The sequence below is a fragment of the Streptomyces litmocidini genome (genome assembly GCF_014649755.1).
GTDB lineage: Bacteria > Actinomycetota > Actinomycetes > Streptomycetales > Streptomycetaceae > Streptomyces > Streptomyces litmocidini.
In genome coordinates this window covers 116,064-137,394 of sequence record NZ_BMTQ01000019.1, presented here as the reverse complement: position 1 = coordinate 137,394, position 21,331 = coordinate 116,064, and the positions used below count along the sequence as shown (strand labels likewise).

Genomic DNA, 21,331 nt, shown 5'->3' with positions numbered 1-21,331 from the left:
CCGCCGAACAATCATTGTGGGAAAGCCCCGCACCTCATGGTGCGGGGCTTTTCTGCGTTTACGGTGCGGTTGGATCTCCCTTGGGGAGACGGTGCTGTAGGCCGGTGTTCAGAGGCGGCCGGCAGCCTTCAGGGCCAGGTAGGCGTCCGCCAGGGCGGGAGCGAGGGCCTCGGGAGTGGCGTCGACGACCGTGACGCCGTGGCGCCGGAGCTGGTCCGCGGTGCGGGCGCGCTGGGACTGGGTCTGGGTGGCGGCCGCGGCCTCGTAGACGGTTTCGATCGTCCCGCGTCCCCCGGCCATGCGCGCGACATGGGGATCGGCGACGGAGGCCACCAGGACCGTGTGGCGCTGGGCGAGCTGTGGGAGGACCGGGAGGAGGCCCTCCTCGATCGGAGCGGCGTCGAGGCCGGTGAGGAGCACGATCAGCGAACGGCGCGGAGCGCGGGCCAGGGCCGCCGCGGCGAGACCGCGTGCGTCGGTCTCCACGAGTTCGGGCTCCAGCGGGGCGAGGGCGTTCACCACGGCCGGCAGGACGTCACCGGCGGAGCGGCCCTGGACCTGGGCACGGAGACGGCGGTCGTAGGCCAGGAGGTCCACGCGGTCACCGGCTCGGGAGGCGAGCGCGGTGAGGAGGAGAGCCGCGTCCATGGAGGCGTCGAGACGGGGGACGTCTCCCACGCGGCCGGCCGAGGTGCGGCCGGTGTCGAGGAGGACGAGGATGTGTCGGTCGCGTTCGGGTCGCCAGGTGCGGACCGCGACGGTGGTCTGGCGGGCCGTGGCCCGCCAGTCGATGGAGCGGGTGTCGTCGCCGGGGACGTACTCGCGGAGGCTGTCGAACTCCGTGCCCTCGCCTCGGGTGAGCACGCTGGTACGGCCGTCGAGCTCGCGGAGCCGGGCCAGGCGTGACGGCAGGTGCTTGCGGCTGGTGAAGGGCGGCAGGACGCGGACGGTCCAGGGGACTTCGTGGTGGCCCTGGCGGGCCGCGAGGCCCAGGGGACCGAACGAACGGACAGTGATCCGTTCGGCGTGGCGGTCGCCGCGGCGGGTCGGGCGCAGGCTCGTGGCGAGTCGGCGGCGCTCGCCGGCGGGGATGGTCAGCCAGCGGCGTGAGGAGGCCTGTTCGGTGCCGGGGAGCCAGCTGCTGGGCGGCCAGGCGTCGCGGAGCTGGGCGCGGAGGCGACGGCGGGAGGGGTTGGTGACGGTGAGCTGGACCTCGGCTTCGTCACCGAGTCGAACGGATGTGTCACCACTTCGGGTGAATTGGAGCGTTCGTACTGGCGCCGCCAGGGCGTAGTCGCACAGAATTGCGAGGGAGAGGGGCGCGTTCACCGCGAGCATCCCCGCCCAGCTGGGGGCGAGGATGCCGACGGGGAGCGATCCGAGGGCGGCGAGCAGCGCGGTTCGTCCGGTGAGGGCCATGGGGCGCCGTTCTCAGCGGGGGACGGGGACGTGGGCGAGGATCGAGTTGATGACGGAGTCGGGGGTGACCCCCTCCATCTCGGCCTCGGGCCGCAGGTGGATGCGATGACGCAGGGTGGGGAGAGCGAGGGCCTTCACATCGTCCGGGGTGACGTAGTCCCGGCCGGTGAGCCAGGCCCAGGCGCGGGCGGTGGACAGCAGGGCGGTGGCACCTCGGGGGGAGACCCCGAGCGTGAGTGAGGGGGATTCACGCGTGGCACGACAGATATCGACGACATAGCCGGCGATCTCGGCGGAGACCGAGACCTTGGCGACGGCGGCCCGGGCCGCTTCGAGCTCGACGGGACCCGCTACGGGGCGGACACCGGCGGCCTTCAGGTCACGGGGGTCGAAGCCCTCGGCGTGACGGGTGAGGACATGGATCTCGTCCGCGCGCGAGGGCAGAGGAACCGTCAGCTTGAGCAGGAAACGGTCCAGTTGGGCCTCGGGGAGGGGATAGGTGCCCTCGTACTCGACGGGGTTCTGGGTCGCGGCGACCAGGAACGGCTCCGGGAGGGCGCGCGGCGTGCCGTCGACCGTGACCTGACGCTCCTCCATCGCCTCCAGGAGGGAGGACTGGGTCTTCGGGGGCGTGCGGTTGATCTCGTCGGCGAGCAGCAAGTTGGTGAAGACCGGGCCGGGCTGGAAGGAGAACTCGGCGGTGCGGGCGTCGTAGACGAGGGAGCCCGTGACGTCGCTGGGCATCAGGTCCGGGGTGAACTGCACGCGCTTGGTGTCGAGTTCGAGCGCCGCGGCCAGCGAGCGGACCAGGAGGGTCTTGGCCACTCCGGGGACGCCTTCGAGAAGGACGTGTCCCCGGCAGAGCAGGGCGACGACGAGACCGGTGACGGCGGGGTCCTGGCCGACCACGGCCTTCGCGATCTCGGTGCGCAGGGCCTCCAGGGAGGCGCGGGCGCTGTCCGAGTCCATGGCGGTCTCGGGGGTCGGGGCGCTCATGAGGTGCGTACCTCTCTTTCGAGGGCGTCGAGTTGGTCCGCCAGGCGGATGAGGGTGGCGTCGTCGGCGGGTGCCGGGCCGAAGAGGAGGTTCCTGGGGTCCGCGGTCGTCTCGGGGAGGCGGGCGGAAAGGGCGGGGAGGAGACGGTCGGGGGAGTGGGCGTCCTGGACGGGGACGCCGAGCAACGGGGCGAGCCGGGTGCGCGTCGCGGTGCGCAGGACGGAGGCGGCGCGGTCGCGGGCGTTCGCCTTGCGGTAGAGGCGGGCGCGGCCCTCGGTGGCCTCGGAGGCGCGGAGGGCGACGGGGAGGCGCTCGGTGACCAGGGGGCCGAGGCGGCGGCTGCGCCAGAGGGCGGCCAGCACGGCCGCCAGGGCGAGTTGGAGGGTGCCCCACAGCCAGCCGGAGGGGATGAGGGCGAGGAAGTTGCCCGTGGTGTCCCCGGCGGGCGTGTCGGTGGTGGCCGAGGGGTCGGAGAGGGAGGGGAGGTACCAGACGAGATGGGGCTGGGAGCCGAGGAGTTGCAGGGCCAGCGAGGCGTTGCCCCGTTGGCCGAGGCGGGAGTTGTAGAGGATGTCGGGCGAGCCGAGGAGGACGGTGTCGGTGGCGTCCGTGCCCCTGCCGGTGCCGGGGAGGAGGAGCAGGGTGGGCAGGCCGTCGGAGCGGTAGCAGGCCTCGGCGGGGGATCCGGGAGAGGTCTCGTAGCGTTCGCCGCCGAGATCGACGCTGCCGGCGCGGGTGGCGGCCGGCAGGGCACAGCCGGGGGTGCGTTCCTCCACCGGGGCGCTCGGGGCGCTGGCGACTCCCGGGGCCAGGGTGCCGAGGGAGGCGCGGCCCGCGCCGACGAGGACCGTGCGGGAGGCGGAGCCGGTCATGGCCGAGTGGAGCGCGGACTGCTGGGCGCCCGTCAGCAGGTCGGGGGTGGTGACCAGCAGGGTGGTTCCGGTGTCCGTGGCCGCCGTGGCCTCGGCCAGGGTGGCGGCGAGGGTGACGGTGACGCCGCGGGCCCTGAGGAGTTCGGCGACGGCGCGGCTGCCCTGCGGGTCGGCGGAGCGCGGGTCGAGGGCGCCGTGGGCGTCGGTGGACCGGACCGTGGCGAGGGCGAGGCCGCCGGTCAGGACCAGGGCGAGGACGAGGACCGTGCCGCGGACGCGGGTCCACACCTGGCGGGCGGAGGGGGCCGTCGAGGTGGTGCCGGTGGCCGGGTGGCTCATGCGGGCGTCCCCGTGGAGGCGGTGTCGAGGGTCGGGCGGGTCCGTTCCAGGGCGGTGTCCAGAGCCTCGAGGCGGCGGTACGCGGGCTCGTCGGCGGTGCGGCCGCCGTACGTGACGTCGTCGAAGGCGCGGGGCCGCGAGGCGCAGGTCGTCCGCGTGGGCGGGGAGGGAGCGGCCGGCTTCGGCGGCGGCCTCGTCGGCGGTGCGGCCGGGGCGGGGTTCGAGGAGGGCGCGCTCCTCCAGGGAGCGGACGACGGCCCGCATCCGTTCCTGGACGGCCTCGTTCCAGCGGCCGGCGGAGGCGTGCCGGGCGGCGGCCGTCCGGTGGTCCCGGGCGGTGCGGGGGCCGTCGGCGAAGAGGGAGTCGCCGGTGGTGCCGGGTGTCCGGTGCGGGGTGCCGAGGCGCCACCAGAGGGCGGCGACCAGGGCGGCCACCACCAGGACGATGACGACGAGGCCGAGGACGCCGCCCGGGGTGGCCCCGGAAGCGGCGCCGAAGAGGTCGTCCAGCCACTCCCAGAAGCGGTGGAGGCCGCGCTGGAGGAGGTTCGGGTCGTTCTCGTGGTACCTCGGATCGGACAGCTCCCGCTCCGCCGCCTCGCGGGCGGGGACGCGGGAGATGTCCACCGGTGTGTCGCCGTCGGCGCGCAGTCCTGTCGGTGCCGCGGCCGCTCCCCCCGTGAGCGTCACCGCATCAGCCCCCGACGGTGCCGGTGCCCGGCGCGGGGTCGTAGCCGGGGAGGCCCGCGGCCCGGGCCAGTTCGAGGTCGAGGGCTTCGCGGCGGATGCGCTGGTCCACGTAGAGCAGGACGGTCACGCCGGCCGAGATCGGGTAGGTGATCGCGCTGGTGATCACGCCGCCGATGCCCGTGACGATCAGGAACGGCCAGCCGAACGCGGTGGTGGTCCCGGACAGCAGGCCGGAGAGGCCCTCGCCGTCGACCGCGATGCCTGCGAGGGTGAACGGGATCGCGATGATCATGGCGAAGAGGAAGATCAGCAGCTGCGACAGCAGGGTGATGCCGAAGATCCGCCACCACGAGCCCCGCACCAGCTTCGCCGAGCGCTTCAACGACGGGACGACACCTCGGCGCTCCAGCATCAGGGCGGGGGAGGAGAGGCTGAGGCGGATCATCAGCCAGACGACCACCACGGTGGCGCCCAGGCCGCCGAGGGCGGTCAGGGCCACACCCGGGGCGCCGCCGATCAGGAGGCCGGGCAACAGACCCACGGTCATGATCGCGACGGCCGTCGTCGCGAGGAGCAGGGTCAGGCCGAGGAGCTGGAGCAGGCGCGGGCGGGCCTCCTGCCAGGCGGAGCCCAGCGAGACCGGACGGCCGAGGACCGCGCGGCTGATGACGACGGTCAGCAGGGCGGCGCTCACGAGCGACGCCACCATCGTCACCAGGAGCGACGGGCCCAGGGCGATCAGGGAGGCCTGGGCCGAGTCGACGGACTGCTGCAGCTGCTCGGCGGGCGTGGCATCCGTGTTGACCTCGGGCGGCACGGGCACGAGGTACCGCTGGGCCAGGATGTTGGCGATCTGGGAGATCACCGCGACCGGGATCGTGATGGCGAGGACCGTGCGCCAGTAGGTGCGGAGGGTCTTCACCGCGCCGTCGAGGATCTCGCCCGTGCCCAGCGGGCGCAGGGGGATGATTCCGGGCTTGGCGGCCGGGGGCCTGCCCCAGTGGACGTTCGGCGGAGGGGTTCCCCAGTTCTGGCCGGGCGCCGGGGGCGGGGTCCGGTCGGTCGGCGGGGACCACTGGCCGGCGGGCGGCTGGTCCTTGGACCACTGGGCGGTGGAGCCGTTCGCGTCGGCCGGGGAGGGGGGCCCGGGGACCCGGGAGCCGTCCTGGCCGTCGGAGGGGGCGGATCCGGGCGAGGTCCAGCCCGGAGTGTCGTTCACGGTCGTCCACCTCGGAGGAATGGTCGCGGTGCCGGATCGGCGAACCGGCTCGGTCACGGCGGCCGACACCTGGCGCGGCGGCGGGCCGGGTGCCATCGTGCCACGCGGGGCCCGCCCGTGGGCCGGAGCCCGCATCTCCTTCGTACCTTCGTCCGGACCTTCATTGTGCGAGCCGCAGGCTGCACACTGTGCGGATGCCCGATCAGGACGCGCGAACCGTGCGCCGGCGGGCCGAGCGGGCCGCCCCTCCACGAGAGCGCGGCCCGGACAGGGGGAGACGCTGTGGGACAGGTCACGGCAGGTAACGATTGGCTAATGGGATGATGTCGATATGAAGGGACGCGTTCTTGTCGTCGACGACGACACCGCACTGGCCGAGATGCTCGGCATCGTGCTGCGGGGTGAAGGGTTCGAGCCGTCGTTCGTCGCGGACGGTGACAAGGCGCTTGCCGCTTTCAGGGAGGCCAAGCCCGATCTGGTGCTGCTGGACCTGATGCTGCCCGGCAGGGACGGCATCGAGGTGTGCCGGCTCATCCGCGCCGAGTCCGGTGTGCCGATCGTCATGCTCACGGCCAAGAGCGACACCGTCGACGTGGTCGTGGGCCTGGAGTCCGGCGCCGACGACTACATCGTGAAGCCGTTCAAGCCGAAGGAGCTCGTCGCCCGCATCCGGGCGCGGCTGCGGAGGTCCGAGGAGCCGGCTCCCGAGCAGCTCACCATCGGCGACCTGGTCATCGACGTGGCCGGGCACTCCGTGAAGCGGGACGGGCAGTCCATCGCCCTGACCCCGCTGGAGTTCGACCTGCTGGTCGCGCTCGCGCGCAAGCCGTGGCAGGTCTTCACCCGTGAGGTCCTGCTGGAGCAGGTCTGGGGCTACCGGCACGCGGCCGACACCCGGCTGGTGAACGTGCACGTCCAGAGGCTGCGCTCGAAGGTCGAGAAGGACCCCGAGCGCCCGGAGATCGTGGTGACCGTCCGCGGTGTCGGCTACAAGGCGGGGCCGAGCTGACATGAGTGGAGGCAGTGCTGCTCCGAAGCCCGGGGACCCGGGAGTCCGTACGGGGCGGACTGCCGGACCGGGGCGGGGGGGCTCGCGATTCGGCCGTCTGCTGCGTGGCGGAGGGCTCCTCCAGGACGGCGCGCGGGGCGGGCCGGTCCTCCGGCTCTTCGCGCGCTGGGTCCGTCGGCCGCTGCTGCCCGCGGTGCGGCTGTGGCGGCGGAACATCCAGCTGAGGATCGTCGCGGGCACCCTGCTCATGTCGCTCGGAGTGGTGCTGCTGCTCGGCCTCGTCGTCATCGTGCAGGTCCGCAACGGCCTGCTCGAGGCCAAGGAGAGGGCCGCCCAGAGCCAGGCCGCCGGAGGGTTCTCCGCCGCCCAGGACCGGGCGGCGACCACTCCCTCCGCGCCCGGCCAGCAGGACGGCGTACGGGCCGGTGCCTCCGTGAACTGGCGCTCCACGCTGGTCGAGCAGCTCGCCAGCGGTGGTCAGAGCGCGTTCAACGTGGTCGCGCTCTCCCTCGACACCGGCGACACCGCGAGCCGTGGCGCCCGCGCCTCCGGCGAGGTCGACCCGACCACGAGCATCCCCGCCGACCTGCGGCACTCGGTCGCGCAGGGCACCGGCACCTTCCAGAAGTTCACGCGGATCCACTACACCAGCGGCAAGGCGTCCGAGTCGGGCCTGGTGATCGGCAAGCGGCTGAACGACGCCGACGGCGACCAGTACGAGCTGTACTACCTCTTCCCGCTGAACCAGGAGGAGGACTCCCTCACCCTGGTCAAGGGGACCCTGGCGACCGCCGGGCTCTTCGTCGTCGTGCTGCTCGGGGCCATCGCCTGGCTCATGGTGCGCCAGGTCGTCACGCCCGTGCGGATGGCCGCCGGGATCGCCGAACGGCTCTCGGCCGGCCGGCTCCAGGAACGCATGAAGGTCACCGGCGAGGACGACATCGCGCGCCTCGGCGAGGCCTTCAACAAGATGGCCTCCAACCTCCAGCTCAAGATCCAGCAGCTGGAGGAGCTGTCGCGGATGCAGCGGCGTTTCGTCTCCGACGTCTCGCACGAGCTGCGGACCCCGCTCACCACGGTCCGGATGGCCGCCGACGTCATCCACGAGGCCCGCGTCGACTTCGATCCGATCACCGCCCGCTCCGCCGAACTCCTCGGCGACCAGCTCGACCGCTTCGAGTCGCTGCTCTCCGACCTCCTGGAGATCAGCCGCTTCGACGCGGGCGCGGCCGCCCTGGAAGCCGAGCCGATAGACCTGCGCCAGGTCGTCCGGCGCGTCATCGGCGGCGCCGAACCCCTCGCCGAGCGCAAGGGCACCCGGATCGTGGTCCTCGGCGACCAGCAGCCCGTGGTGGCCGAGGCGGACGCGCGCCGCGTCGAACGGGTGCTGCGCAATCTCGTCGTCAACGCCGTCGAGCACGGTGAGGGCCGGGACGTGGTCGTGAAGCTCGCCGCCGCCGGCGGGGCCGTCGCCGTGGCCGTACGGGATTACGGCGTGGGCCTGAAGCCGGGCGAGGCGACTCGGGTCTTCAACCGCTTCTGGCGCGCCGACCCCGCACGCGCGCGCACCACCGGCGGCACGGGCCTCGGCCTGTCGATCGCCGTGGAGGACGCGCGGCTGCACGGCGGCTGGCTCCAGGCCTGGGGCGAGCCCGGGGGCGGTTCGCAGTTCCGGCTCACCCTGCCGCGTACCGCGGACGAGCCGCTGCGGGGGTCCCCGATCCCGCTGGAGCCCGAGGACTCCCGGCGCAACCGCGAGCAGACCGCCGCCGGACGCGACCGGGAGAGCGGCCGGCTCACCGCCGTGCCCGCGCAGCACGCGGGCGACCGGTCGGCGCTCGCCGTACCGCCGAGGCTGCCCGCGCCGTCGCGGGCGACCGTCGACCCGACGGCGCTGCCCGGCAGCGGCGCACGGGTCGTGGCGCGGACGGCGACGGACGGCGACGCCGGCGGTGGGACGGGCCCGGCGGCGGCCGGAGGGAACGGGCATCTGGAGCGGGAGGACGGAACACGTGGGCGCTGACTCCCGAGTGGAGCACGCGGGGCGGGGACGGAGCGCACGCGCGGTGCTGCTCGTCGCGTGCGGCGGGCTCCTGGTGGCCGGGTGCGCGACGATGCCCGACAGCGGGGACGTGCAGCCGGTGAAGGGCGCCGACACGGGCGACTCGCAGGTACGCGTCTACGCCGTCGCCCCCCGGGAGAACGCGGACCCGGACGAGATCGTCGACGGCTTCCTGGAAGCCATGACGAGTGACGACCCCGGCTTCGCCACCGCCCGCAAGTACCTCACGAAGAAGGCCGCGCAGAGCTGGAGGCCGGAGGAGAGCATCACCGTGCTCACCACCGCGCCCGACCGCGAGCAGGCCGACCGCAACGCCGACCCCGAGAGCCATGGGCGTGCCTTCCCGCTCTCCGGCCGCAAGATCGCGACCGTGGACGCCCGCCACGCCTACCAGCCGAACAGCCCCACCGAGTACCTGCAGTCGATCCACGTCGTGCAGCAGCCGTCGGCGAACGGCAAGGGCAAGGAGTGGCGCATCGACGGCCTCCCGCCCGGCCTGGTCCTCGGCGAGGCCGACTTCCTCCGCAACTACCGCTCGGTCAACAAGTACTACTTCGCCTCCGGGGAGGACCGGGTCGTCGCCGACCCCGTCTACATCCGGCAGCGGCAGGACCCCGTCACCCGGATGGATCCGGTGACGCAGACGGTGAAGGCGCTGCTCGAGGGCCCGACGAACTGGCTGAAGCCCGCCGTCGACTCGCAGTTCCCCTCCGGTACGGAGCTGAAGGAGGGCGTCACCACCCTGGCCACGGACGACCAGTCCACGCTGAGGGTGCCGCTCAACCACAAGGCGGACCGGGCCGGTGGCGAGGCGTGCCGGCGGATGGCGACGCAGCTGCTGTTCACGCTGGGCGACCTGACCTCCGTACGGGTCGAGCAGGTGGAGCTCCTGGGGTCGGGCGGGCAGTCGCTGTGCCGGCTGGGCAAGGGGCAGGCGTTCGAGTTCGCGGCGGTGCGGGACACCGACCGCGAGGAGCACCCGTACTTCGTCGACGAGCACGACAAGCTGATGATGCTCCTGGTCGGGGACAAGCAGGCGGACGCGCCGGTCGAGGTGCCGGGGCTGTTCGGCAAGGGCACGGTGCCGCTCCGCTCGGTCGCCGTCGACCGGGGCGAGACCCGGGCCGCCGGGGTCGGGCGGAGCGGCCGTGAGCTGTTCGTCTCCTCCATCACCACGGAGCAGGACCCGCTGCCGGCCGTCGTCACCAGCAAGGCCGCCCGGCCGGCGGACCGGCTGTCCGCGCCCAGCTGGGACGGCAGGGGCGACCTGTGGGTCGCCGACCGGGACCCCGCCGCGCCGCAGCTGTGGATGGTGCCGGGCGGCACCGGGCGTCCGGTCAAGGTCCGCACGCCGTGGCTCGGGGACGACGCCCGCATCGAGTCCCTGAGGGTCTCCGCCGACGGCGTACGGATCGCGCTGGTGGTCACGCGGGGCGAGCACACGACCCTGCAGATCGGCCGGATCCAGCGGCAGACGACGGGCGAGGAGCCGGTCGTGTCCGTCCTGGACCTGCAGCCCGCCGCGCCCCGCATGGAGTCGGTCACGGCCGTCTCCTGGGCCGGTCCCAGCCGGCTCGTCGTGGTCGGCAAGGAGACGGGCGGCGTCCAGCAGATCCGCTACCTCCAGACCGACGGTTCGACCTCGGCGACCTCGGTGCTGCCCGGTCTGAACGGGGTGACCTCGGTGACCGCCCCGCACAAGGACACGGCACCGGTGGTGGCCGACTCCGGTGACGACGGGATCGTGCGGCTCGCGCCGGGGACGAACTGGCGGCCGGTGGTCAAGAAGGGGTTCTCGCCGGTCTACCCCGGCTAGGACGCGCCCCGCGAAGTCCCGTCGGGCTCGGACGCAGGGGTGCCTGAGGTCCCGCCCGTCCTCGGCGGGCGGCCCCGAGGCCGCCCGCCGAGGACGGGCCACAGGGCCTGAGGGGGGTTGCCCCGCGGGGCTCCCTCGCAGGGTCCGAGACGCTTGCCGGGACCTGGAGGCAGGGCCGTACCTGACGTACTCGGGGGTCCGCGGACGGGTTTTCCACAGGGGTGGCCGGGAGGGGGCCGGAGGCGCACAGTGGAGCCATGCGGGGGTGGTGGCGCGAGATCGCCGGGCTGGTGCTGCCGGTCATCTGCGGAGGCTGCGGCCGGCCGCGGACGGAGCTGTGCGCGACCTGCGCGCACGCGCTCGCCGGGGCGCCGCCGCGCAGGGTGAGGCCCGCGCCGGAGCCCGCCGGGCTGCCCGTGGTCCACGCCGCCGCGCCGTACGCCGACGCCGTACGGGAGCTGCTCCTCGCCCACAAGGAGCGCGGGACCCTCGCGCTCGCCGGGCCCCTGGGCTTCGCCCTCGCCGGCGCCGTGACGGCCGCCGCACGGCCGGGGGCGGGGCCCGGGGACGGGCCGCTGCTCCTCGTGCCCGTGCCCTCCTCGCGAAGTTCCGTACGGGCGCGCGGCCACGATCCGACGCGGCGGATCGCGCTGGCTGCGGCGGCCCGGCTGCGGCGGTCGGGGAGGCCGGCGCGGGTCGTGCCCGTCCTCCGGCAGCGGCGGTACGTGGCGGATCAGGCCGGGCTCGGGGCGCGCGGGCGCCTCGCCAACCTGTCGGGGGCGCTGGAGGTCGTGCCGGGCGGGGCGCGGCTCCTGACGGCGGGGCGGGTGGTCCTCGTGGACGACCTGATGACCACGGGCGCCTCGCTCGCGGAGGCGGCGCGCGCTCTCGGAGCCGTACGGCGTCCGTTCATTCCTGGAATACCGCACGGCTCACCGGCGGGTTCGGCGCAGCGCGGAATCGAACAGCGGGTAGCGGCTGTGATCGCATCCTCTCCCGCTTCGTTCGAAATAAACCGGAACTCGTCGGAAACTTGGATCGTTGCAGGTGGTGAGAGGTGAAAACACCCGTACGGAGGTATGTCGTGGCAGCGGGTGCCGACACCCGTCCGAAGGGGCTATGTTCGGTTGTGAGGAATGGCGAATGCCATCGCCTCACCGAATACATGGTTGCGCCTACAGGACGGGAGTTCAGGGCGAATTAACCTCTTGTCGATGGAGTGAGATCTCGTCGGCTGGGGAGGAGTGAGGTCGAAGTCGCCAAGTCCGAGCTCCGGTGACACCACCGGAGTCTGGTGCAAAGGGAGATGCCCGGCGGCCAAGGAGCCGACCAGGGCGATCCGGGAACGGAGTTCTGCGTGGACATCGTCGTCAAGGGCCGCAAGACCGAGGTGCCCGAGCGGTTCCGCAAGCACGTGGCCGAGAAGCTGAAGCTGGAGAAGATCCAGAAGCTCGACGGCAAGGTGATCAGCCTCGACGTCGAGGTGTCCAAGGAGCACAACCCGCGGCAGGCCGACCGGTCCGACCGCGTGGAGATCACCCTCCACTCCCGAGGCCCGGTGATCCGGGCGGAAGCGGCGGCAGGCGACCCGTACGCAGCGCTCGACCTCGCCAGCGACAAGCTCGAGGCACGACTGCGCAAGCAGCACGACAAGCGATACACCCGGCGTGGCAACGGCCGGCTGTCCGCGGCGGAGGTCGGGGACGTCGTGCCCGGCGCCGCCCAGCTCAACGGAGACGGCCAACTGGTCGTCGACGAGACCGAGACGGTGCCCACCACGATGATGGGCTCCATCGAGGTCCAGGGCGAGGGCCCGCTCGTGGTCCGCGAGAAGACCCACCGGGCCGCACCGATGACGCTCGACCAGGCGCTCTACGAGATGGAGCTGGTCGGGCACGACTTCTACCTCTTCGTCGACTCCGACACCAAGCAGCCGAGCGTCGTCTACCGGCGGCACGCCTACGACTACGGCGTCATCCACCTGGAGAGCGACCCGCTCGCCGAGGGCGGCGGCGCCGGTGGTGCGCTCGGCGGCTGACCGCCGCGCCGCACCGCCTCCGAACAGGTGTCCCTCTCGGTGCCCCTGGAGCGCAATGCGCGCCCCCAGGGGCACCCCCGTGCGCCCACGGAGCACCCCCGTCGTCGTCCGGGCATGAAATCATGGCGTGCACGCCAACCGGTGCCGTTCGAGCACGGGTTGGAGGACCGGAAACGAATTCAGGCCACGGCCTTCAGGGGGAGGAACGATGGCGGACAGCTTCGGGCCGGTGCTCAGCGCTCGCGAGCACGGTGGCGCGGTCCCGGAGGGATCGGAATCGGACAGCGGAGCATTCCGCAAGGAGCCGATCCGGGTTCTCGTCGTGGACGACCACGCCCTCTTCCGCCGCGGACTCGAGATCGTCCTCGCCCAGGAGGAGGACATCCAGGTCGTCGGTGAGGCCGGGGACGGCGCCGAGGCCGTCGACAAGGCCGCCGATCTGCTCCCCGACATCGTCCTGATGGACGTGCGGATGCCCCGGCGCGGCGGCATCGAGGCGTGCACCTCCATCAAGGAGGTCGCCCCCAGCGCGAAGATCATCATGCTGACGATCAGCGACGAGGAGGCCGACCTCTACGAGGCGATCAAGGCGGGGGCCACGGGCTACCTCCTCAAGGAGATCTCCACCGACGAGGTCGCCACCGCGATCCGCGCGGTCGCCGACGGGCAGTCGCAGATCAGCCCGTCGATGGCGTCCAAGCTGCTCACCGAGTTCAAGTCGATGATCCAGCGCACCGACGAGCGGCGGCTCGTGCCGGCACCCCGGCTGACCGACCGCGAGCTGGAGGTCCTCAAGCTCGTCGCGACCGGCATGAACAACCGGGACATCGCCAAGGAGCTGTTCATCTCGGAGAACACCGTGAAGAACCACGTCCGGAACATCCTGGAGAAGCTGCAGCTGCACTCCCGGATGGAGGCCGTGGTCTACGCCATGCGGGAGAAGATCCTCGAGATCCGGTGAGGCCTCCTGGCGCTCAGCCCAGTTCCCGCACCAGCTCCGGGGCCAGGGCCGGGAGGTTCACGCGGTCCGGGAGGATCCCCACCGCGTCGCAGCCCACCCACTCGGCCGCCTCGCGCAGGGCCCGCGCCACCGCCGGCACGGCCTTCGGTCCGTCGAGCGTCACCTGCCGGGCGACGAGCGTCCGGCCCTCCCGCGCCGGGTCCACCCGGCCGACCAGACGGCCCCCGGCGAGCACCGGCATCGCGAAGTAGCCGTGGATCCGCTTCTGCCTCGGCACGTACGCCTCCAGGCGGTGCGCGAAGCCGAAGATCCGCTCCGTGCGCGCCCGCTCCCAGATCAGCGAGTCGAAGGGCGAGAGCAGCGTCGTGCGGTGCCGGCCGCGCGGCTCGGTGGCGAGCGCCGCCGGATCCGCCCAGGCGGGCTTCCCCCAGCCCGCCACCGTCACCGGCACCAGACCCGAGGCCTCGACCACGGCGTCGAACTGCTCGCCCTTGATCCGGTGGTAGTCCGCGATGTCCGCGCGCGTGCCCACGCCGAGGGCCTCGCCCGCCTGCCGCACCAGGCGCCGCACGCACTCGGCGTCGTCCAGTTCGTCGTGGAACAGTGCCTGCGGGATCGCCCGCTCCGCCAGGTCGTAGACGCGCTTCCAGCCGCGCCGCTCCGTGACCACGACCTCGCCGTACATCAGGGCCCGCTCGACGGCGATCTTGCTGTCGGACCAGTCCCACCACTCGCCCTTGTTCTTCGCGCCGCCCAACTCGGTCGCCGTCAGCGGGCCCTGGTCCCGCAGCTGGTCGATCACCTTCTGGTACGCCTCGGGCGACAGCTCGTGCCCCCAGTGCGGCCGGTCGCGGTAGGCGCGCCGGCGGAAGGCGAAGTGCGGCCACTCCTCGACGGGCAGGACGCAGGCGGCGTGCGACCAGTACTCGAAGGCGTGGGGTCGCGCCGGAGACGCGCTGTCGCGGGCGGTCGCCCAGTACGCCTCCTCCACGGCCGTGCGGCCCACGGCGCCCAGCCGCGCGTACGGGACGAGCTCGTGGGAGCGGGCGAGGACGGAGATGGTGTCGAGCTGGACCTGGCCGAGCGAGCGGAGGACCCCGCGCACCCCGGCCCTGCGGTCGGGTGCGCCCAGGAAGCCCTGGGCACGCAGGGCGATCCTGCGGGCTTCGTCGGCGGACAGTTCGGCGGCGGGGCGCGGCGCAGTCGTCATGGACCGCACCCTAGGCCCCGGCACCGACAGTCACACCGCCCCGGACGGGCGCTCGGGGGCCGGGAGGTACGGCAGGGGGCTCGGCAGGCCGAAGTCGGAGGGCAGCAGGGCGCCGACCCAGCTGTCCCGGAGGGTGCCCTTGTTGGCCAGCCCCGCGCGCTGGACGCCCTCGACGACGAAGCCGACCCGCTCGGCCACGGCCCGCGAGCCGACGTTGCCGACCTCGGCGCGCCAGACCAGGCGGGTGCAGCCGAGCCCGGTGAAGGCCCAGTGGGCCACGGCGCGGACGATCTCCGTCATGTGGCCGGCGCCGCGGTGCTCCTCGGCCAGCCAGTAGCCGACCTCCCAGACGCCCGCGCCGCGACTGCTCAGACCGACCGAGGCGAGCAGCGGGCCGCCCTCCAGGGGTTCGGCGGCGAAGACGTACTCGGCGTCCTCGCGCCAGCCGTCCGGGACGAGGCGCTGGACGAAGAACTCCGCGTCCTCGCGCCGGTACGGGGAGGGGACGGTCGTCCAGCGCTGGATGTCGGGGTCCTGGCAGATGGCGTACACGGCGCCGGCGTCCTCGGGTACGAAGGTCCGCAGCCGCAGCCGGTCGGTGGTGAGGGTGATGGGATCCATGCCGGGATTGTGGTGACCCGGAGGACCGGAAGCGAACACTTTTCGGATGGGGCGGCACCTTCCGCCCACCTCATGCGTTCTCTTTACGGGCGGGCGTACGGCTCCGGCACTGCGGGCCTCCCTGTGCGAGGGCGGTCTCGCTTACGATGGCCGTTGCGGTGGGGACCACCTGCCGTGCCCGCGCTCGCGTCCATCACAAGACCCAGTGCCAGGCCCGACCGGCAAGGAGACCAGCCTCAGTGTCCGTCTTCAACAAGCTCATGCGTGCAGGCGAAGGCAAGATCCTGCGCAAACTGCACCGCATCGCGGACCAGGTCAACTCCATCGAAGAGGACTTCGTCAACCTCTCCGACGCCGACCTGCGGGCGCTCACCGAGGAGTACAAGCAGCGGTACGCCGACGGCGAGAGCCTCGACGACCTGATGCCCGAGGCCTTCGCGACCGTCCGCGAGGCCGCCAAGCGCGTCCTCGGCCAGCGCCACTACGACGTCCAGCTGATGGGCGGTGCCGCCCTCCACCTCGGCTACGTCGCCGAGATGAAGACCGGTGAGGGCAAGACCCTCGTCGGCACCCTCCCGGCGTACCTCAACGCGCTCTCCGGCAAGGGCGTCCACCTGATCACGGTCAACGACTACCTGGCCGAGCGCGACTCCGAGCTCATGGGCCGGGTGCACAAGTTCCTCGGCCTGTCCGTCGGCTGCATCCTGGCCAACATGACGCCGGCCCAGCGCCGCGAGCAGTACGCCTGCGACATCACGTACGGCACGAACAACGAGTTCGGCTTCGACTACCTGCGCGACAACATGGCGTGGTCCAAGGACGAGCTCGTCCAGCGCGGCCACAACTACGCCTGTGTCGACGAGGTCGACTCCATCCTCGTCGACGAGGCCCGTACGCCGCTGATCATCTCCGGCCCGGCCGACCAGGCGACCAAGTGGTACGGCGACTTCGCCAAGCTGGTCACCCGGCTGAGCAAGGGCGAGCCCGGCAACCCGCTCAAGGGCATCGAGGAGACCGGCGACTACGAGGTCGACGAGAAGAAGCGGACCGTCGCCATCCACGAGACGGGCGTCGCCAAGGTCGAGGACTGGCTGGGCATCGACAACCTCTACGAGTCGGTGAACACCCCGCTCGTCGGTTACCTGAACAACGCCATCAAGGCGAAGGAACTGTTCAAGAAGGACAAGGACTACGTCGTCATGGACGGCGAAGTCATGATCGTCGACGAGCACACCGGCCGCATCCTCGCCGGCCGCCGCTACAACGAGGGCATGCACCAGGCGATCGAGGCGAAGGAAGGGGTGCAGATCAAGGACGAGAACCAGACGCTCGCCACGATCACCCTCCAGAACTTCTTCCGCCTCTACGACAAGCTCTCCGGCATGACCGGTACGGCCATGACCGAGGCGGCCGAGTTCCACCAGATCTACAAGCTCGGCGTCGTCCCGATCCCGACGAACAGGCCGATGCAGCGCAAGGACCAGTCCGACCTGATCTACCGGACCGAGGTCGCCAAGTTCGCCGCCGTCGTCGACGACATCGCGGAGAAGCACGAGAAGGGCCAGCCGGTCCTGGTCGGCACGACCTCCGTCGAGAAGTCCGAGTACCTCTCGCAGCAGCTCGCCAAGCGCGGCATCCCGCACGAGGTCCTCAACGCCAAGCACCACGAGCGCGAGGCCAGCATCGTCGCCCAGGCCGGCCGCCGCGGCGCGGTCACCGTCGCCACCAACATGGCCGGCCGCGGTACGGACATCAAGCTCGGCGGCAACCCGGACGACCTCGCCGAGGCCGAGCTGCGCCAGGCGGGCCTGGACCCGGTCGAGCACGTCGAGGAGTGGGCCGCGGCCCTGCCCGGCGCCCTGGAGCGCGCCGAGAAGGCCGTGAAGGCGGAGTTCGAGGAGGTCAAGGAGCTCGGCGGCCTGTACGTCCTCGGCACCGAGCGCCACGAGTCGCGCCGCATCGACAACCAGCTGCGCGGCCGTTCCGGCCGTCAGGGCGACCCCGGCGAGTCCCGCTTCTACCTCTCGCTCGGCGACGACCTGATGCGCCTCTTCAAGGCGCAGATGGTCGAGCGCGTGATGGCCATGGCCAACGTGCCGGACGACGTGCCGATCGAGAACAAGATGGTCACCCGCGCCATCGCCTCCGCCCAGTCCCAGGTCGAGACCCAGAACTTCGAGACCCGCAAGAACGTCCTGAAGTACGACGAGGTCCTCAACCGGCAGCGCGAGGTCATCTACGGCGAGCGCCGCCGCGTCCTGGAGGGCGAGGACCTGCACGAGCAGATCAAGCACTTCATGGACGACACGATCGACGACTACATCCGCCAGGAGACCGCCGAGGGCTTCGCGGAGGAGTGGGACCTCGACCGCCTGTGGAACGCCTTCAAGCAGCTCTACCCGGTGAAGGTCACCGTGGAGGAGCTGGAGGACGCGGCCGGGGACAGGGCGGGCATCACCGCCGAGTTCATCGCCGAGTCCATCAAGGACGACATCCACGAGCAGTACGAGGCGCGCGAGAAGCAGCTCGGCTCGGACATCATGCGCGAGCTGGAGCGGCGCGTGGTCCTCTCCGTCCTCGACCGCAAGTGGCGCGAGCACCTCTACGAGATGGACTACCTCCAGGAGGGCATCGGCCTGCGCGCCATGGCGCAGAAGGACCCGCTGGTCGAGTACCAGCGCGAGGGCTTCGACATGTTCACCGCCATGATGGAGGGCATCAAGGAGGAGTCCGTCGGCTACCTGTTCAACCTGGAGGTCCAGGTCGAGCAGCAGGTCGAGGAGGTCCCGGTGCAGGCGTCCGCTCCCTCGCTCGCCAAGGAGGAGGCCGTTCCGGCCGGGGCCGGACGTCCGGAGATCCGCGCCAAGGGGCTCGACGCCCCGCAGCGGCCGGACCGGCTGCACTTCTCCGCGCCGACCGTGGACGGGGAGGGCGGTGTCATCGAGGGCGACTTCGCCTCCGACGACGCGGAGAGCGACGGGATGACCCGGGCCGAGCGTCGCAAGGCGCAGAAGAACGCGGGCGGCGGGCGTCGCCGCAAGAAGTGACGTCCTGAAGCACCGAGGGACGTGAAGGGGTCGGTCGCCCACCGGGCGACCGGCCCCTTCGTCATGGGCGGTGGGTTTTCGGCGGGCGTGCCGGGCCCGGGGGCGGTGGGCCTTCGTCAGGTGGGCGGGCCCGGGGAGGCCCCGGCGGGCGTGGTGGCCGCGGGAGGTGCAGGCCGTTCGTCAGGCGTGGCCGGTGGTCGTGCCGAGGCCGTCCAGTTCCACGGCGGCGCAGCGCCAGCGCTGGTCCTCGCCGCGCTCCAGGCGGAACGCCATGGCCCGCACCCGGGCGCCGGTGGCGATGGTCGCGAAGGCCTCGACGACGGCCTGCGGGGAGTGCACCTGGACCGAGCAGCGGCGCAGGACCGGGCGGGGGCCGAGCGAGCGCAGGGGCGTCCCGGGGGCGAGCCGGACGAGCTGCTCGTACGCGGCGCCGACGGTGTGGCCGAGCATCCAGTGGACGGGCCGCTCCCCGCTCAGCACGGCGAGCAGGCGCTCGGCGAAGACGGTGTGCGGGGGAAGCGTCCGGGGTGCGGTGCGGGTGGGGCCGCCCTGCGCGGGCGTACGGGGACGATCGCCGGCGGCGCCGCGCGGCCGGGACCCGGCGGAGCCGCGCGGCCGCGTGCCGGCCGGGCCGCCGGGAGCCGTGCGGGGGCGGGGGAGCGGGGAGGGCGTGGCGGTGAGCGTGGTGTTCATGGCGGTCCCCTGTCGCTGCGTAACCGGACGGTACCGGTCAGTAACTTCCGTTGGGGATCTTGTACGGCCGGACTCCGGTGCCCCGCAAGGACGTCGCCGCGGTGACGCGGTCCCGGAATCGGATCACCTATCAGGGTGACGCGCTCGGAAATCGGCTCTCCGGCGCCCCGGCGGACGGCCCCCCGGTGGACGGACGACGATGCGGGCCCGCCACCCCGAAGGGGGACTCCGCACGTATCCTGAGGGCCTCTCCGTCTACGAAAGCGGCCTGCCATGCGCGTCTACGTCCCTTCGACCCTCCCCGGTCTCGCACAGGCGCACAAGACGGGCGAGCTGGGCCCCGGCCCCCTGACCGCCTACGCCGTCACCCCCGCGCTGCGTGAGTGGTACGTCTCCGACGACATCGAGGAGCTGGAGTACGCGGCGCTCAACCGGGCCGCCTCCGCCTCCCTGCGGCTCCTCGCCGGCGACCCCGAGGCGCCCCGGCGCCGGATCGTCGTCGCCGTCGACGTGGCCGACAAGGACGCGACCGTCGACCCCGACCGCGGGCTCGACGGCGGTTCCATCGGCGAGGTCCGCATCGCCGGAGCCGTACCGCTGGCCAAGGCCGCGGCCGTGCACGCCGACGCGGACGACGCCGAGGCGGACGTCACGGCGGCGGCGGACGCGCTGGGCGCGGCGGACCAGGGCGACGACGACGCCCAGTTCGTCGTGGACGGGGCCGAGGACCACGAGCTGCTGTGGTTCGGCGTGCAGGAGATCCCCGCGCTGCTGGGCTGAGGCCCGTCCGTCCTCGGTGTCGGCGCGCCCGGGTACCGTCTCTCCATGGGGAAGCACGGAAAACACCTGGTCTGGGACTGGAACGGCACGCTGCTCGACGACATCGACGCGGTGATCGGCGCGACGAACGCGGCCTTCGCCGAGCTCGGACTCGCGTCCATCACGCTGGAGCGGTACCGCGAGCTGTACACGGTGCCGGTGCCGAAGTTCTACGAGCGGCTGATGGGTCGGCTGCCGACGGACGAGGAGTGGACCGTCATGGACGGGGCCTTCCACCGGCACTACTGGGTGCGGGCCGAGTCGTGCGGGCTCACCGCCGGTGCGGCGGAACTGCTCGCGGCGCGGCAGGCGGCGGGGGCCACGCAGTCGTTGCTGTCGCTCGCGCCGCACGCGCATCTCGTGCCCCTGGTGCGGCGGTACGGGATCGCGGAGCGGTTCGTCCGTGTCGACGGGCGCGTCGACGCGTCGACCGAGGGGAAGTCGGGGCACATGGTGCGACACCTGGCGGAGCTGGGGGTTCCGGCGGAGCGGGTCGTCGTCATCGGGGACGCGGCGGACGACGCGTTGGCGGCGGCGTTCGTGGGGGCGCGGGCGGTGCTGTACACCGGGGGGTCGCACAGTCGGGCTTCGCTCGCGCGGGTGGGGGTGCCGGTGGTCGACTCCCTGGCGGAGGCCGTGGCTGTCGCGGAGGAGCTGGTCTAGGGGCGTCTTGCCCCCGCGGGGCGGGGCGCAGGGCCTCCGCCCCCGGGGGGGCGGGGCTTTCTGCGGGCCGCGCCCGCGGGCGGTCTCCGTCCGGTGGCGGGCGGGGCCCGGCCGGGCACGGCTCGGCGGATGGTTCGTGCGCACCCGTCCCGCCCCTGCGGAACGCCTGCCCGCACACCACGCAACCCGGCCGGGACCGGCGGGGCGCCTGCCCCGCCGTCCGGCGGCGGTCAGCCCTTCGCTCGGAGGACCTTCAGGAATTCGCGCATCCAGGTGGGGTGGTCCGGCCAGGCCCGGGAGGAGACCAGGAGGCCGTCGACCACGGCCGCGCTGTCCTGGAAGGTCGCCCCGGCCGCCTGCATGTCGAGCTCCAGGGCGGGGTAGGCCGTGACGCGGCGGCCCTCCAGGCTGCCGACCGCCGCCGTCAGGAGCGGACCGTGGCAGATCTGGGCCACCGGCTTGTCGGAGTCGAAGAAGGCCTTGAGGATCTTGCGGAGCTCCGGGTCGTTGCGCAGGTACTCCGGCGCCCGGCCGCCCGGGATCACCACCGCCACGTAGTCGCCCGGATCGACCTCGGAGAAGGCCAGGTCGGCGGGCCACGTGTAGCCGGGCTTCTCCGTGTACGTGTCGTACCCGGGCTCGAAGTCGTGGACGACGAAGCGGAGCTGCTTGCGGGCCGGAGCGGCGATGTCGACCTCGTAGCCCTCCTCGAGGAGCCGCTGGTAGGGGTACATCACCTCCAGCGACTCCGCAGCGTCCCCGGTCACGATCAGGATCTTCGCCATGGCTCTCCCAGATCACGGATGGTCGGTCTGTCGTGCGGTGTCCATGCTTGCGCACGCGCTGCCCCGGCGGGG

General features: G+C 72.7%; 17 protein-coding genes. 9 read left to right on the top strand and 8 right to left on the bottom strand.

Features of this window, described 5'->3' with window-relative positions:
* Window positions 1–108 precede the first annotated feature (108 nt).
* From IE180_RS31075 to IE180_RS31055, 4 genes are all read right to left on the bottom strand, one after another.
* A complete protein-coding gene (locus IE180_RS31075) occupies window positions 109–1,419 on the bottom strand; it encodes a DUF58 domain-containing protein (RefSeq protein ID WP_190160283.1) in 1,311 nt (436 codons plus the stop codon).
* A gap of 12 nt (window positions 1,420–1,431) precedes the next feature.
* Window positions 1,432–2,415, bottom strand: coding sequence for an AAA family ATPase (locus tag IE180_RS31070; protein ID WP_190160282.1), 984 nt, complete (start codon window positions 2,413–2,415; stop codon window positions 1,432–1,434).
* Complete coding sequence (locus tag IE180_RS31065; protein ID WP_190160281.1) at window positions 2,412–3,626, bottom strand: DUF4350 domain-containing protein; 1,215 nt, start codon at window positions 3,624–3,626, stop codon at window positions 2,412–2,414. Before IE180_RS31065 ends, IE180_RS31070 begins: the two co-directional genes overlap by 4 nt.
* Before the next feature lie 694 nt (window positions 3,627–4,320).
* Entirely contained in the window at window positions 4,321–5,535 is a 1,215-nt protein-coding gene (locus IE180_RS31055) for a DUF7847 domain-containing protein (RefSeq protein ID WP_190160280.1), read from the bottom strand.
* A gap of 331 nt (window positions 5,536–5,866) precedes the next feature.
* On the opposite strand from IE180_RS31055, the gene mtrA reads away from it, so the two are divergent.
* From mtrA to IE180_RS31025, 6 genes are all read left to right on the top strand, one after another.
* Window positions 5,867–6,544, top strand: coding sequence for a two-component system response regulator MtrA (mtrA, locus tag IE180_RS31050; protein WP_010356958.1), 678 nt, complete (start codon window positions 5,867–5,869; stop codon window positions 6,542–6,544).
* Between the two features lies 1 nt (window position 6,545).
* A complete protein-coding gene (gene mtrB, locus IE180_RS31045; RefSeq protein ID WP_190160279.1) occupies window positions 6,546–8,567 on the top strand; it encodes an MtrAB system histidine kinase MtrB in 2,022 nt (673 codons plus the stop codon).
* Between the two features lie 91 nt (window positions 8,568–8,658).
* Window positions 8,659–10,422 carry an LpqB family beta-propeller domain-containing protein gene (locus tag IE180_RS31040; RefSeq protein WP_229861075.1) on the top strand — a complete coding sequence of 588 codons (1,764 nt, stop codon included), beginning with the start codon at window positions 8,659–8,661 and terminating at the stop codon, window positions 10,420–10,422.
* Between the two features lie 257 nt (window positions 10,423–10,679).
* The gene (locus IE180_RS31035; protein WP_190160278.1) at window positions 10,680–11,483 is read left to right on the top strand and encodes a ComF family protein; all 804 of its coding nucleotides are present in this window, start codon (window positions 10,680–10,682) and stop codon (window positions 11,481–11,483) included.
* A 296-nt stretch (window positions 11,484–11,779) separates the two neighbouring features.
* Entirely contained in the window at window positions 11,780–12,460 is a 681-nt protein-coding gene (gene hpf / locus IE180_RS31030; RefSeq protein WP_373302837.1) for a ribosome hibernation-promoting factor, HPF/YfiA family, read from the top strand.
* A 208-nt stretch (window positions 12,461–12,668) separates the two neighbouring features.
* On the top strand, window positions 12,669–13,421 hold the full coding sequence (locus IE180_RS31025; protein ID WP_190160276.1) for a response regulator: 753 nt from the start codon (window positions 12,669–12,671) through the stop codon (window positions 13,419–13,421).
* A gap of 13 nt (window positions 13,422–13,434) precedes the next feature.
* Here IE180_RS31025 and IE180_RS31020 read toward each other — a convergent pair whose 3' ends face one another.
* Window positions 13,435–14,631, bottom strand: a complete 1,197-nt coding sequence (locus tag IE180_RS31020; protein ID WP_190160275.1) for a winged helix-turn-helix domain-containing protein — start codon at window positions 14,629–14,631, stop codon at window positions 13,435–13,437.
* A gap of 30 nt (window positions 14,632–14,661) precedes the next feature.
* Window positions 14,662–15,252: a GNAT family N-acetyltransferase gene (locus tag IE180_RS31015; RefSeq protein WP_190160274.1), complete on the bottom strand. Its 591-nt coding sequence runs from the start codon at window positions 15,250–15,252 to the stop codon at window positions 14,662–14,664.
* A 239-nt stretch (window positions 15,253–15,491) separates the two neighbouring features.
* Between IE180_RS31015 and secA the strand changes: the two genes are divergently transcribed.
* Window positions 15,492–18,299, top strand: a complete 2,808-nt coding sequence (secA, locus tag IE180_RS31010; protein ID WP_190160273.1) for a preprotein translocase subunit SecA — start codon at window positions 15,492–15,494, stop codon at window positions 18,297–18,299.
* A gap of 180 nt (window positions 18,300–18,479) precedes the next feature.
* Here secA and IE180_RS36845 read toward each other — a convergent pair whose 3' ends face one another.
* The gene (locus IE180_RS36845; protein WP_229861072.1) at window positions 18,480–18,992 is read right to left on the bottom strand and encodes an Rv3235 family protein; all 513 of its coding nucleotides are present in this window, start codon (window positions 18,990–18,992) and stop codon (window positions 18,480–18,482) included.
* Between the two features lie 273 nt (window positions 18,993–19,265).
* On the opposite strand from IE180_RS36845, the gene IE180_RS31000 reads away from it, so the two are divergent.
* A complete protein-coding gene (locus IE180_RS31000) occupies window positions 19,266–19,772 on the top strand; it encodes a DUF6912 family protein (protein ID WP_190160272.1) in 507 nt (168 codons plus the stop codon).
* A gap of 45 nt (window positions 19,773–19,817) precedes the next feature.
* Window positions 19,818–20,474: an HAD family hydrolase gene (locus IE180_RS30995; RefSeq protein ID WP_190160271.1), complete on the top strand. Its 657-nt coding sequence runs from the start codon at window positions 19,818–19,820 to the stop codon at window positions 20,472–20,474.
* A gap of 230 nt (window positions 20,475–20,704) precedes the next feature.
* Here IE180_RS30995 and IE180_RS30990 read toward each other — a convergent pair whose 3' ends face one another.
* On the bottom strand, window positions 20,705–21,259 hold the full coding sequence (locus IE180_RS30990) for a DJ-1/PfpI family protein (RefSeq protein ID WP_190160270.1): 555 nt from the start codon (window positions 21,257–21,259) through the stop codon (window positions 20,705–20,707).
* Window positions 21,260–21,331 lie beyond the last annotated feature (72 nt).

Coding starts and splice junctions, on each gene's coding strand:
- IE180_RS31075 (WP_190160283.1), bottom strand. CDS start 1,419: ATGGCCCTCACCGGACGAACCGCGCTGCTCGCCGCCCTCGGATCGCTC.
- IE180_RS31070 (WP_190160282.1), bottom strand. CDS start 2,415: ATGAGCGCCCCGACCCCCGAGACCGCCATGGACTCGGACAGCGCCCGC.
- IE180_RS31065 (WP_190160281.1), bottom strand. CDS start 3,626: ATGAGCCACCCGGCCACCGGCACCACCTCGACGGCCCCCTCCGCCCGC.
- mtrA (WP_010356958.1), top strand. CDS start 5,867: ATGAAGGGACGCGTTCTTGTCGTCGACGACGACACCGCACTGGCCGAG.
- mtrB (WP_190160279.1), top strand. CDS start 6,546: ATGAGTGGAGGCAGTGCTGCTCCGAAGCCCGGGGACCCGGGAGTCCGT.
- IE180_RS31040 (WP_229861075.1), top strand. CDS start 8,659: ATGCCCGACAGCGGGGACGTGCAGCCGGTGAAGGGCGCCGACACGGGC.
- IE180_RS31035 (WP_190160278.1), top strand. CDS start 10,680: ATGCGGGGGTGGTGGCGCGAGATCGCCGGGCTGGTGCTGCCGGTCATC.
- IE180_RS31025 (WP_190160276.1), top strand. CDS start 12,669: ATGGCGGACAGCTTCGGGCCGGTGCTCAGCGCTCGCGAGCACGGTGGC.
- IE180_RS31020 (WP_190160275.1), bottom strand. CDS start 14,631: ATGACGACTGCGCCGCGCCCCGCCGCCGAACTGTCCGCCGACGAAGCC.
- IE180_RS31015 (WP_190160274.1), bottom strand. CDS start 15,252: ATGGATCCCATCACCCTCACCACCGACCGGCTGCGGCTGCGGACCTTC.
- IE180_RS36845 (WP_229861072.1), bottom strand. CDS start 18,992: ATGAACACCACGCTCACCGCCACGCCCTCCCCGCTCCCCCGCCCCCGC.
- IE180_RS31000 (WP_190160272.1), top strand. CDS start 19,266: ATGCGCGTCTACGTCCCTTCGACCCTCCCCGGTCTCGCACAGGCGCAC.
- IE180_RS30995 (WP_190160271.1), top strand. CDS start 19,818: ATGGGGAAGCACGGAAAACACCTGGTCTGGGACTGGAACGGCACGCTG.
- IE180_RS30990 (WP_190160270.1), bottom strand. CDS start 21,259: ATGGCGAAGATCCTGATCGTGACCGGGGACGCTGCGGAGTCGCTGGAG.